Annotated in this window: 12 protein-coding genes; 7 read left to right on the top strand and 5 right to left on the bottom strand. The window is 33.3% G+C overall.

Annotation, left to right across the window (positions count from 1 at the left end):
* Positions 1 to 1,005: cache domain-containing protein (locus tag LQU93_RS01840; RefSeq protein WP_229932180.1), on the bottom strand; the 1,005-nt coding region annotated here is incomplete at its 3' end.
* 757 nt (positions 1,006 to 1,762) lie between these two features.
* On the opposite strand from LQU93_RS01840, the gene gyrA reads away from it, so the two are divergent.
* The 7 genes from gyrA to hemE all read left to right on the top strand — a co-directional run bounded on the left by gyrA (position 1,763) and on the right by hemE (position 9,238).
* Complete coding sequence (gene gyrA, locus LQU93_RS01835; protein ID WP_229932179.1) at positions 1,763 to 4,372, top strand: DNA topoisomerase (ATP-hydrolyzing) subunit A; 2,610 nt, start codon at positions 1,763 to 1,765, stop codon at positions 4,370 to 4,372.
* A gap of 10 nt (positions 4,373 to 4,382) precedes the next feature.
* Positions 4,383 to 4,880, top strand: coding sequence for an LPP20 family lipoprotein (locus LQU93_RS01830; protein WP_229932178.1), 498 nt, complete (start codon positions 4,383 to 4,385; stop codon positions 4,878 to 4,880).
* 107 nt (positions 4,881 to 4,987) lie between these two features.
* Positions 4,988 to 5,260: a hypothetical protein gene (locus tag LQU93_RS01825; protein ID WP_229932177.1), complete on the top strand. Its 273-nt coding sequence runs from the start codon at positions 4,988 to 4,990 to the stop codon at positions 5,258 to 5,260.
* A complete protein-coding gene (locus tag LQU93_RS01820) occupies positions 5,257 to 6,420 on the top strand; it encodes a sigma-54-dependent transcriptional regulator (protein WP_229932176.1) in 1,164 nt (387 codons plus the stop codon). Before LQU93_RS01825 ends, LQU93_RS01820 begins: the two co-directional genes overlap by 4 nt.
* Before the next feature lie 61 nt (positions 6,421 to 6,481).
* On the top strand, positions 6,482 to 7,513 hold the full coding sequence (locus tag LQU93_RS01815; protein ID WP_229932175.1) for an aspartate-semialdehyde dehydrogenase: 1,032 nt from the start codon (positions 6,482 to 6,484) through the stop codon (positions 7,511 to 7,513).
* 176 nt (positions 7,514 to 7,689) lie between these two features.
* Positions 7,690 to 8,196, top strand: a complete 507-nt coding sequence (locus LQU93_RS01810) for a YqhA family protein (RefSeq protein WP_229932174.1) — start codon at positions 7,690 to 7,692, stop codon at positions 8,194 to 8,196.
* A 16-nt stretch (positions 8,197 to 8,212) separates the two neighbouring features.
* The gene (gene hemE / locus LQU93_RS01805; RefSeq protein ID WP_229932173.1) at positions 8,213 to 9,238 is read left to right on the top strand and encodes a uroporphyrinogen decarboxylase; all 1,026 of its coding nucleotides are present in this window, start codon (positions 8,213 to 8,215) and stop codon (positions 9,236 to 9,238) included.
* Here the strand turns inward: hemE and LQU93_RS01800 are convergent.
* The 4 genes from LQU93_RS01800 to tupB are packed head-to-tail and all read right to left on the bottom strand — an operon-like array spanning position 9,235 to position 12,930.
* The gene (locus LQU93_RS01800; protein WP_229932188.1) at positions 9,235 to 10,449 is read right to left on the bottom strand and encodes a glucose-6-phosphate isomerase; all 1,215 of its coding nucleotides are present in this window, start codon (positions 10,447 to 10,449) and stop codon (positions 9,235 to 9,237) included. The genes hemE and LQU93_RS01800 overlap by 4 nt on opposite strands.
* Positions 10,436 to 11,266 (bottom strand): UTP--glucose-1-phosphate uridylyltransferase GalU, encoded by an 831-nt coding sequence (galU, locus tag LQU93_RS01795; protein WP_229932172.1) that lies wholly within the window; start codon positions 11,264 to 11,266, stop codon positions 10,436 to 10,438. The genes LQU93_RS01800 and galU overlap by 14 nt, the downstream gene beginning before the upstream one ends.
* A gap of 30 nt (positions 11,267 to 11,296) precedes the next feature.
* Positions 11,297 to 12,241 carry a tungstate ABC transporter ATP-binding protein TupC gene (gene tupC / locus LQU93_RS01790; RefSeq protein WP_229932171.1) on the bottom strand — a complete coding sequence of 315 codons (945 nt, stop codon included), beginning with the start codon at positions 12,239 to 12,241 and terminating at the stop codon, positions 11,297 to 11,299.
* Entirely contained in the window at positions 12,238 to 12,930 is a 693-nt protein-coding gene (tupB, locus tag LQU93_RS01785) for a tungstate ABC transporter permease TupB (RefSeq protein WP_418884052.1), read from the bottom strand. Before tupB ends, tupC begins: the two co-directional genes overlap by 4 nt.
* Positions 12,931 to 12,961 lie beyond the last annotated feature (31 nt).

Below are 12,961 nucleotides of genomic sequence, written 5' to 3'. Positions count from 1 at the left end.
TAAGAATTTAAAGAATGAATTTAATCCATTAGAAATTCCAGATAAAGGACGTAAGAAGTAGTTTATAGCAAATACTAAGATTGCAACTATGATTATGATGAAGAGGATGGAGGTTATAATTTGATTTATTAGTGCCTTATTTAGCATATCTTCATAATCAGACATAGGACTTGCTGAACATACTAGCCAACCAGCTTCTTCATATTCTTCGCACGCACCAACTCTGTCGGTATTGCCTTTACCATTATAGATAAAACCGCTTTCTGGATTTTGGCTATACCCAGCCATGATTGCATTTACGATGCTTTTTGGTTCTGGATTTTCTGACAAAATAAAGTCTTTATTGCGATGAGAAATGAATACTTTTTTATTCATGTCTATTAATACGCCATAAGCATTTTGTGTGTCACGAATTTTAAGTAGCGCATCGTCGATTTTTGTTAAATATATATCAATAGCAATTACACCATATATTTTGCCATTCATACTAAATTGTCTAGCTATACTAATTGACATATTTCCACTTGTCGTTAAGTATGGATTGCTAAATATAGTTTTGCCTGGGTTTTGCATAGCTCTTTCATACCAGCCACGACGTCTAGCATCAAAAGTGCTTGATTGTTTTACAGAAACGATTTTAGGTGGTTGTCCCTGTTTTATCTCAGAAACAATCATCTCTCCATCATCGGCAAATCCCATGAAAATTTCATCGACATCAAGTGCTCCAGACATCCTTGCAAGTTCTTGTTTGAAAACTTCTCTATCAAATAGCATCTCTGGATGATTTTTAATATAGCTTTCAAAGCCATCAAGAGCAATAAATTTTGTCCCTATTAGCTCACGGATAAACACATCTATAGATACAGACATGGACTGCTTTGAGCTTTTGACTAACTCTATAGTATTGTCTTTTGAGCTAAAATAGCTAAGCGACGAAAATACGATAAAAGCAACACTTAATAGCACCAAGATAATAATGGCTATTTTATTTGCAACCTTTTTCATTTTAATCCTTTTTATGTAAGATTTTGCGTGATTATTTTACAGCTATGATTATTAAAACTTAATTAAAATAATTAAATATATTATTTATGATAAATTATGATAAATAGATTGCATATTACATTTTATGTATCACAAATTATATTTAAAAATATCTCTAAATACTATGATATGCATTATCTAAATATTTATAAAAACAAAACATATAAGAAATATATTAAAAAAATATTAATATAAATAATTAAAATAATTTTTTTATTTTATCAAAAACAAAAAATCATATATAAGATATAGATTTTAAACTTAAATCAAAAAATTATTTTGATTTGTGATTTATAAAAATTGCATTATCAAAACTTAAAACAATCAAAATTGCTATCTTTTTGCTTTAAATAAATTTTAAAAATAATCTAAGTTGTATATGATTTTATCTATTTGTAGAGATATTTTTGCTAACGTAAAAGTCGTTATATTTGTCTTTTGTAACAAAATATTTTTAAAGATACTGTTTGTGTCTTTATCTTTGTGAGACAATTTTGAGAAATTTTGCAAATTTTATAAACAAAAAGTATATTTATCGGTATAATCATGGCCTAAAACTATTTTTGTGTATTTTAAAGTTAAAAAAAGTTATAAAATATGCCAGTAAAACAAAATTACTATTAAATTTAAATTTTGTAGTTAATTTTACATAAAAAGCATTTAGTCTATTTTTATTAAATATTGGTTATAATTTATTCTCAAATTTTAAGGATATTATATGGAACAAAATTTATTAAATCAACATCAAGATATTCAAAAAATAGATATTGAAGATTCTATAAAAGCTAGTTATTTAGATTATTCTATGAGTGTTATTATAGGTCGTGCATTGCCTGATGCTAGAGATGGGCTAAAGCCTGTTCATAGACGTATCTTATATGCAATGCACAAACTTGGAGTAAGAGCTAGTGCAAAATATGTAAAATCAGCCCGTATAGTTGGTGATGTCATAGGTAAATACCACCCACATGGCGATACGGCAGTTTATGATGCACTTGTTAGAATGGCACAGAGTTTTTCTATGCGATATCCTAGTGTTGATGGACAGGGTAACTTTGGCTCTATCGATGGTGATGGTGCGGCAGCCATGCGTTATACTGAAGCTAAAATGACAAGATTAAGCGAAGAAATTTTAAGCGATATAGAAAAAGATACGGTTGATTTTATACCAAACTATGATGGAAGCGAAATGGAGCCTGATGTGCTTCCAAGTAGAGTACCAAATTTATTATTAAATGGTTCAAGCGGTATTGCTGTTGGTATGGCGACAAATATCCCCCCACACAGTCTAGATGAGCTTATAGATGGACTTTTGTGTGTGCTTGATAATAAAAATGCAAGCCTAGAAGAGATAATGCAACACATAAAAGGTCCAGATTTCCCAACTGGTGGTATTATATTTGGCAAAAAAGGCATTATAGATGCATATCGCACTGGACGCGGACGCGTAAAAGTTCGAGCTAAAACACATATAGAAAAAAAGCAAAACAAAGATGTTATCGTTATAGATGAATTGCCATATCAGACAAATAAAGCTCGTCTTATTGAACAAATTGCCGAATTAGTCAAGGAAAAACAGATTGAAGGCATAAGCGAGGTGCGTGATGAAAGCGATAGAGAGGGCATACGCGTAGTTATCGAATTAAAACGCGATGCAATGAGCGATATTGTTTTAAATAATCTGTTTAAATCAACTACTATGGAAAGCACTTTTGGTGTTATTATGCTTGCGATTGACAATAAAGAGCCAAAGGTATTTAATTTAATTGAGTTATTAAAGCTTTTCTTAAATCACAGAAAAACCATAATCATACGCCGAACGATATATGATTTAGAAAAAGCAAAAGCAAGGGCACATATATTAGACGGCTTAAAAATCGCACTTGATAATATAGACGAAGTTATTGAGCTAATTCGTTCTAGTGCTGATACAGCTACGGCAAGAGAGGGCTTGATGAGCAAATTTAGTCTATCTAGATTGCAAGCTGATGCGATACTTGATATGCGTTTAAGTAAATTAACCGGACTTGAGCGTGAAAAACTAGAAGCTGAATTAAAAGAGTTAATGGCTGAAATAGAAAGACTGAGCGAAATTTTAAAAAGTGAAACGCTGCTAGAAAACATCATAAGAGATGAGTTAAGTGAGGTTAAGTCTAAATTTAAAGTCCCTAGATTAACTGAGATAGTAGATGATTATGATGATATAGATATAGAAGATTTAATACCTAATGAAAATATGGTTGTAACTATAACGCACCGTGGGTACATTAAACGTGTGCCAAGTAAGCAGTATGAAAAACAAAAGCGTGGTGGCAAGGGTAAAGTGGCGGTGACTACATATGATGATGATTTTATAGAAAGCTTCTTTACATCAAATACTCACGATACGCTGATGTTTGTAACCGATCGCGGACAGCTTTACTGGCTTAAAGTGTATAAAATTCCTGAAGGATCAAGAACGGCAAAAGGCAAAGCTGTCGTAAATTTAATCCAGCTACAACCTGATGAAAAGATAAAAGCAATCATTCCAACTACTGATTTTGATGAGAATAAATCACTTGCGTTCTTCACTAAAAATGGTGTTGTAAAACGCACAAATTTAAGTGAGTTTAAAAATATCCGCTCAATTGGCGTTAGAGCGATTAGCCTAGATGATAACGACGAGCTTGTAACGGCTCTTATTGTTGAGGTGGCAAATGAAGGTTTTGTATCAAGCGATAATGAACATAATGGTGTAATAGACACAGAAGAAAACATAGCTTTTGAAGCAGTTGTGGCTGATGATGAAAGTATTGATGATGATGCTATTGATGAAAATTGTGATGAAACTATGTTGTTTATTGTTACTAAAAAAGGCATGTGTCTTAAATTTAATGTAAGTAAGGTTCGCCAAATGGGCAGAACTGCACGTGGTGTAACTGGTATTAAATTTAAAGAAAATGGTGACGAGGTTGTTGGTGCAGCAGTTATTGAAAACAATATGCAAGAAATTTTAAGTATATCTCAAAAAGGTATTGGCAAACGCACAACCGCTGATGAATATCGTTTGACAAATCGTGGTGGCAAAGGGGTTATTTGCATGAAGCTAAATAATCGCACTGGTGATTTGGTGGGCGTTGTTATGGTTGATGATGAGGCTGATTTGATGGCACTAACATCAAGTGGCAAGATGATAAGGGTGGATATGCAAAGCATACGCAAAGCTGGACGAAATACAAGTGGCGTTATAGTTGTAAATGTAGATGGCGATGATGTAGTAAGTATAGCAAAATGTCCTAAGGCTGATGAAGACGAAACAGAAGGCGATGAGAATTTAGACCTAGAATAAAGGAAAAAGTATGAAAAAAGTAGCTTTTTTTATCAAGATTTTATTGGTATTTAGTGGATGCTCTTGGAATGGTTTTGTTGGTGAACCAAGAACAACCGCAAATAGAGATATAGTCATACAAAAAATTGACAAAGATGATTTAAGAGAAGTTATGCAAAAAGAGAAGATGTCGTATGCTACTGCACCTGTTGAAGTTAGTTTTAATGCTACTGGCGAGGGAATAGCTCCGATGAATACTGTGTCATATGCACAGGCTCTTACACTGGCAAAGCGTGCTGCTATGGCTGACGCATATTCACAACTTGCTGGTAAGCTTTACGGTGTTAAAATTAACGCACAAGATACCGTCCGTGATGCGATGTTGAAAGATTCGTCTATTACTTCAAAAGTTCAAGGACTTGTAAAAAATGCAACAATTACAAATGAAAGCTTTGTAAATGGATTGTATAAAGTAGATATGAGTTTAAGTGTAGATCAAAACAAGTGGCACGAACTTTTTGCTTATTGATATTGTTTTTAAAATTTACATTTAGCCTGGATGAGTTTGTTTTTTGGGCTAATGTAAATGTAAAAAACAATGTTATAAGTTCGCAAAATTTAAATATATCGCGCTCTATGATTTCGCGAAGTGGTGGAGAATTTACATACCAATGCGAGATAGATTCTAAAAAGCATGATGATATGGATATACTTAGGTATTTAAATTTTCATAAAGACTTGTTATTTGATTGTTTTACAAATGAAAGAGTTAGTGTGCGTAGTGAGTTGTTAAAAACTACAACAAATGTTTCAAATAGTATCTATTTAACACTATATCCGATATATTTTACGATTGATTTTAAACAAAATTCAGTTGTTATTTATAAATTTCAAAAGAGACAAAAATGAATATAGCTATTGTTGAAGATGATATAAATATGCGAAAATCATTACAAATTGCACTAAGTGAATATGATGAACTCAATATAAAATGTTATAAATCAGCCACGGAAGCACTAAAAAAACTTGATGATGAGATTGAACTAATAGTAACAGATATAAATATGCCTGGCATGGATGGACTTGAGTTTGTAAATGCATTGGATGGAAAATATGATGTGATAATTATGACTGCAAATGCCACATTAAACAGAGCCATAGAGAGTGTAAGGCTTGGTGTTAAGGATTTTTTAACAAAACCTTTTGATGTAGATACGCTGTATCAAGCAATAATGAGAGTAAAAAAAGAGCGACAAAAAGTAGTAAGCACCCCTAAAAGAGATATCAAAAACACTGAAATTTCAGCTGGTTTTATAGGAACTTCACAAGCGATACAATATACCAAAAAACTTGCCTTAAAGGCTGCAATCACTAATGCTAGTGTAATGATAATGGGTGAGAGTGGAGTGGGCAAAGAGGTTTTTGCGAACTATATTCACGCCAATTCAAAGCGAAATAATCAATCATTTGTGGCTATAAATATGGCGGCAATTCCTGAAAATTTAATAGAAAGTGAGCTTTTTGGCTACGAAAAAGGTGCTTTTACTGATGCAAGTAGTGCTAAAATAGGTCTATTTGAACTAGCAAATGGTGGAACATTGTTTTTAGATGAGATAGCTGAGATGCCTATAAATTTGCAACCTAAAATTTTAAGGGCATTGCAGGAGAGAGAAATTACACGACTTGGTGGAACAAAGAGTATAAAGATTGACGTGCGGATCATTAGTGCGACAAATGCTGACTTGCAAAATGCAATAAAAAATGGTAATTTTAGAGAAGATTTATATTATAGACTAAATACAATTCCACTTAATATTCCGCCTTTAAGAGAGCGAAAAGATGAAATTTTGCCTATTGCAAACTCTATCCTTGAGAAAGTAAGTAAAGAGTATGAATTAGGAGTTAAAAGCTTTGATAAAACAGCAGTAGATGAGCTGTTATCATATACATATCCTGGAAATATCAGAGAGCTAGTTTCAATAGTCGAGCGTGCTGCAATATTAAGCGATAATGAGACTATAGGCACAGATGATTTATTTTTAAGGGCTAGAAAAGGTGCCTTAGTTTAGCGTGATTAAAATTTAGTGTTTATTTAAAGTGTAATAAAATTTAAGCAAAAAAGGAGAAAAATTGAGAAAATTTAACATTGCTGTTGTAGGTGCGACTGGAGCTGTAGGTGAAGAGATTTTTAATGTTTTGTCTGAAGTTAATTTTCCTGTTGGCGATATTTTGCCACTTGCAAGTGCGAAAAGTGCTGGAAGTGAGATAGAATTTAACGGCAAAAGTTATAAGGTTAAAGAGCTTACAAATGAAATTTGGGACGAATATGATATAGATATAGCATTTTTTTCTGCTGGTGGCTCAGTTTCAGAAAAATTTGCTCCAATTGCAGCAGCTAGTGGAGCGGTCGTGATAGACAACACAAGTCATTTTCGAATGCAACCAGATGTTGCTTTGGTTGTTCCAGAGTGCAATCCACAAGATATCGCCTTGTATAAACAAACTGGAATTATCGCAAACCCAAACTGCTCAACCATACAAATGGTGCAAATTTTAAAGCCATTAGACGATGAGTTTGATATAAAACGTGTTGATGTATCGACATATCAGGCTGCAAGTGGGGCTGGTAAGGAGGGTATGGAAGAGCTTGTGCTTCAGCTTCAGAAATTTTTTGAATTTAAGCTTGATGAGTGCGAGGCAAAAGTTTTTGCACATCGTTTAGCGTTTAATGTTATCCCTCACATAGATGTATTTTGTGATAATGATTACACAAAAGAAGAGTTAAAAATGGTAAATGAAACTCAGAAAATTTTACACAAAAATATAGAAGTCTCAGCCACTTGTGTGCGTGTGCCAGTGCTTAGAAGTCATTCAGAAGCAATTACTATACATTTTAACAATAGTGTAAATGTCCAACGTGCAAAAGAGATTTTAAAAATGGCTCCTGGTGTTGTATTGCTTGATGATCCAGCAAAAAAAGAGTATCCTATGCCGCTACATTCAACTGATACAAACGAAACTTATGTTGGAAGGATACGTAAAGATATATACCGCGATAACGTGCTACATTTATGGTGCAGTGCTGATCAGATCCGCGTAGGGGCAGCGACAAATGCTGTTAGAATAGCACAAAAATGGATAGAGCTACCAGAAAATAAATAATTTATCAAACTAGCCATAAATTTCGTGGCTAGTTTTAAGCAATACTGTTTAAAAAATATAAAAAACTTAAAATTTTAGTCGCTTTAAAAGGGCTAAGCAGCTAGTAAATTTTTAAATTTAATAAATTAAGCCAAATTTTTATACAATGAGTAATTGAAATTTTAATAAGGAATTTAATGCTTAAAAGAGTTTTTGAGAAGTTAATGTTAGCAAGTAGCACATTTACTATTTTGCCAGTCGTATTTTGTTTGCTTGGGGCGATTGTGCTTTTTATCATAGCTAGTTATGATGTGCTTGTTGTATTTGGCGATGTGTATGCTTATTTTTTTAAAGGCATTCATCCAGAGGATTTTCATGCTGATATAGTTGGGGTTATAGTCGGTGCGATTGATCTTTACTTAATGGCTTTGGTGCTGTTTATATTTGGATTTGGTATATATGAGCTGTTTATCGGTGAGATAGAGCAGATGAAGGGCGAGAAAAACAGTGTTTTAGAGGTGCATTCATTAGATGAGCTAAAAGATAAACTTGCTAAAGTCATTGTTATGGTTTTGATAGTAAATTTTTTCCAGCGTGTGCTTCATGCAAATTTTACAACACCACTTGAAATGGGGTATTTAGCACTTAGTATACTTGCACTTTGTGTTGGGCTTTATTTTTTACACAAGGGTGATTCGCACTAAAATTTTAAGGATAAATATGATATTTGTTGATGCTTGTTTAAAAAAACAGACAAAATATACGCCAGTATGGATGATGAGACAGGCTGGTAGATATTTGCCTGAATATATGCGTGTTAGGGCTGAGGCTGGGGATTTTTTAAGTCTTTGTAAGGATTATAAAAGAGCTAGTGAGGTTACAATACAGCCTGTTGATATTTTAGGTGTTGATGCGGCGATTTTATTTAGTGATATTTTGGTTGTGCCACTTGAAATGGGCATGGGGCTTAAGTTTTTAAAGGGCGAGGGACCAGTGTTTGATGAGCCAATAAAAACACAAGATGATTTAGACAAGCTAGATGCTAATAAAGCTGTGAAAAATTTAAACTATGTTTATGATACGATTAAATTAACTCGTGAAAATCTCGCAAATGATAAGGCTTTGATCGGATTTTTAGGTGCTCCATGGACGCTTGCGACTTATATGATTGAAGGACAAGGAAGCAAAAACTATGCTATTTGTAAAAAAATGCTTTACTCAAACCCTGAGCTTTTACATAAAATTTTAGACAATGTAACCAAGGCTTGTATAGGCTATGCTAAGATGCAAATACGAAGTGGTGTAAATGCTATTCAGATATTTGATAGCTGGGCGGCGGCACTTGAAGAGAGTGCGTTTTTTGAGTTTAGTTGGAGCTATATTTTGCGTATAGTTGATGAGATAAAGCGTGAATTTGCTGATTTTCCAGTGATTGTATTTCCAAAAGGAATAAGCGGATATTTGCCTAAAATTTCAGGCAATTTTGATGTATTTGGTGTTGATTGGAGTACGCCTATCGAGCTAGCTAAAGCTCATCTTGCAGACAAATATGTGCTTCAAGGAAATATGGAGCCTACTAGATTATATTCTCAAAGTGCGATTGATGAAGGAATTGATAAAATTTTATCAGTCATGCAGGGTCAAAACCATATCTTTAATCTAGGTCATGGCATACTTCCAGATATACCAGTGCAAAATGCTAAGTATTTTATTAAGCAAGTGCAAGAGCGAAGTGCTAGGGGTTAATCCCTAGCTTTAATTATTGTTTTTAATATACGTTTGCCTATCTCTACGCCTGGTTGATCGTATGTGTTTATATCTAGGACTATTCCAGTAGCCGATGTCAGTAGTTCGTAATAATATATAAGATATCCGGTGCTGTATTCATTTAAATGCTTTATTGTTATCGTATCCACGCTTAGACCTTCTTGCACTAGTGCCATTTTGGTGGCATCGCATTGTGCGTTTAATAACTCGTTTAAATTTAAATTATTCACAAAGTCTGTTGCTTCAAGCTCATCTAGGCTGATATTTGGAATTTTAATATTATCTGAGTTTTGTATCTTTATAAAAGTTACGGTTTTATCTTTAACACCATCCATTATAAGCTGTAAGAAACTATGCTGATCTGTGCTGCCAATTAAGCCAATCGGCGTACGACCTATGCGTTTGTATTCGTGCTTTTTGCCAAGACTCTCAGCCCATAACTGAACATACCAGTCATTAAAATCTTTAAGTCTATCTGAGTAGCTAAAAAGCACGTTTATATCGGCCTTACGATGAGTTGCATAATGGTAAGCTTTGGCTATTATTTCGTTATTTTTATTGTGTATGTATCTATCTTGACACACTTTAGCTCCATCTAATAATAAATTGATGTCGTATCCACAAAGCCCTAGTGGAACTATACCAATAGCGGACAAAACAGAAAATCTACCCCCAACATTTTTTGGCATATTGTAAAATTTTATGTTATTTTTGATTGCAAATCTTTCAAGCGGAGTGTCTGTATCCGTGATAATGATAAAATTTTTACTTAAATCACTTGGATTAAATTTATTCAAAATACATTTTAAAAGTGTTATTGTTTCTATTGTTGTGCCAGATTTTGAGCTTATTATAAATATTGTTTGATTAAATTTTATATTATTGCAAACCAAATTAAACGTGTTTGTATCAACATTATCTAAAAAGTATAATTTTCGCTTTTTTTCGCCAAGCATTGATTTTATAGCTTTTACGCCAAGTGAGCTACCACCTATGCCAACAAGCACGATGTTTTTTATATCGCTTATGGTTGCTTCATATTTTTTAATATCATCAATAAGTGTTTTAGATGTGTCCGGTAGATGATAGTAGCCTATTTTACCACTTTGATACTCATCTTTTACTTTTTTGGCGTATTGTTCTATCTCGTCGCCACTAGCTAGATTAAAATAAAAACTATTTGTTATCATGTTGTTTGTTGTAAAAATAGTTTGTAGCTTCAACAAAGCCATCTAAGCACCCACAATCAAAACGCATACCTTTAAATTTATACGCTAAAACCATACCACGATTTGCTTGAAATTTTAGTGCGTCTGTTATTTGTATTTCGCCGTTTTTACCTGGTTTTGTATTTTCTAAAATCGCAAATATGTCTGGCGTTAGTATATACCTTCCTATGATTGCTAGGTTTGTTGGAGCTTCTTTTGGATCTGGTTTTTCTACCATATCATCAACGACTAATAAATCATCTTCTATCATTCGCCCACTCACTACGCCGTAGTTTTTGGTTTGCTCTTTTGGTACTTCCATTACAGCCACGATAGAGCATCGATATCTATCATATATTTTCATCATCTGAGCCAAAACACCTTCGCCGTTTTCATTGACACATAAATCATCAGCTAGTATAACGCCAAATGCCTCGTCTTTAACCAACGTCTTGCCTGTTAATATCGCGTGTCCTAGCCCTTTCATCTCATTTTGGCGAGTAAAACTAAATGTTGCTTTTCTCATTTGTTCTCTTATCTCGTTTAAAAGAGGCTCTTTTGATGTTCCAGCAATTTGGTGTTCTAATTCATAGCTTATATCAAAATAATCCTCTAATGCACGTTTGCCACGACCTACGACAAACGCCATATTGTTCATATTGGCTTCAAGTGCTTCATCTACACCGTAATGCACAAGCGGTTTTGTAAGGATAGGCATCATCTCTTTTGGGAGAGATTTTGTAGCTGGTAAAAATCGTGTTCCATATCCAGCTGCTGGAAAAAGACAAGTTTGTATCATATAAATCCTTGTTTAAATTTTATTATTTTATCACTCCAAGCTTAAAAATGCGCTTTCGTCTATACTAATATTTACTTTTTCGCCTGTTATATATTTGCCTATATTTGCATCTTTGATTATGCATTTTATTAAATTTTCGCCAATTTTTATTTTGATTAATAAGCTATTATCATACACAAGAGATACTGAATGAAGTATGCCAGATATATTACTATCTGGTTTATTTAATGATATTTTGTTTGGATTTACTGCTATTTTGGTTGAGTTTTTCATACTATTTGGCAGTTTAATATCAAAATTTTGCAAATATCCGTTTTTTGCACTAAATATATTTTTAAGCTCAAACTCACACACTTTGCCATTATGCAAAAATATACTATTTTGTGACAAGGCACTTAGCCACTTTTCATCGTGACTTGCTATGATAAATCCTGTTTTATATTGTTGTTTTATATAGTTTATTGATTTAGCAAATAGCTTTGCTGTTGCTAAATCAACAGCATTTGTTGGCTCATCAAGTAAGACAAGCTTTGATCTAAGTGATAAAGTGATGGCAAAAGCCACTCTTTTTAATTGTCCTGAGCTAAGTTCAAAGTGGCGTTTGTCTAAAAAAGTCTCATCAAGCCCAACAAGCTCTAAACACTCTGGTACTATTTGGTTAAATTTAGTCTCATTTTGGCGTGATTTTAGTGCAAACATAAAATTTTGTCTAACGCTTCTTTTAAGTAGCATTGGCTCAGGAAGTAGCACGGCAATCTCTTTTAAATCTTTTAAACTTAGTTTTGATTTGCCCCATATTTTTATCTCTCCACTATTTGGTTTAATAAGATGGGCAATAACCTTAATCAAAGTGCTTTTGCCACTTCCATTAAATCCTAGTAGTGCAGTTGTTATGGCTGTGTTGATGATTAATTTATCTATATCAAGAGCTTTTTGATTATTGTAATTTAGCTTAAGGTTTGAAATTTTAATCATTTATCAAGCCTTTTTAGGGTATTTATTAAGAAATTTACAATAAATGCTATAAAAATAAGCACCAACGCAAGCGCTATCCCCATTTCAAACTGTCCTTTGTTTGTTTCAAGTGATATTGCTGTTGTTATCGTGCGTGTAAAATACTTAATATTGCCACCTATCATCATTGCCACGCCAACTTCTGCTACTATTCTGCCATAAGCTGTAGCAACAACAACTAAAAGAGAATATCTTAATTCATAAATCACACAAAGTGTTAATTGTGCTGGATTAAGACGATATGATAATATGCTAAAATAGTGCTTTTCATCCATATTTTGCACTGCACTAGCACAGAGTGATATGATAATTGGTAGTGCCAGTATAAATTGTCCTAAAATAATGGCCTTTAATGTAAAAAGTAATCCAAACTCGCCAAGTGGGCCATTTCTGGTAATAAAAGCATAAATTATAAGTCCAATTGCAACAGTTGGCATGGCTAAAAATGTATCACTTAAAAACCGCAATGCTTTTGCACCAAAAAAATTATAAAATCCCAGCACAAATCCTATCGGAAGTCCTACCAAAAGAGCCAAGATGATAGATATAGATGATGTGTATATGGTCGCTTTGATGGCTGAGTATGTTTCTAAATCACCATTTAAAAGCAAAGTAAATGCAGACAACACGCCTTGTATTAGAAAGTCCAAAATTATCCTTTATTTACGTAATATTTAGTCA

Source organism: Campylobacter majalis (assembly GCF_905120465.1).
Lineage (GTDB): Bacteria > Campylobacterota > Campylobacteria > Campylobacterales > Campylobacteraceae > Campylobacter_A > Campylobacter_A majalis.
This window is presented reverse-complemented; position numbering and strand designations above follow the sequence as displayed.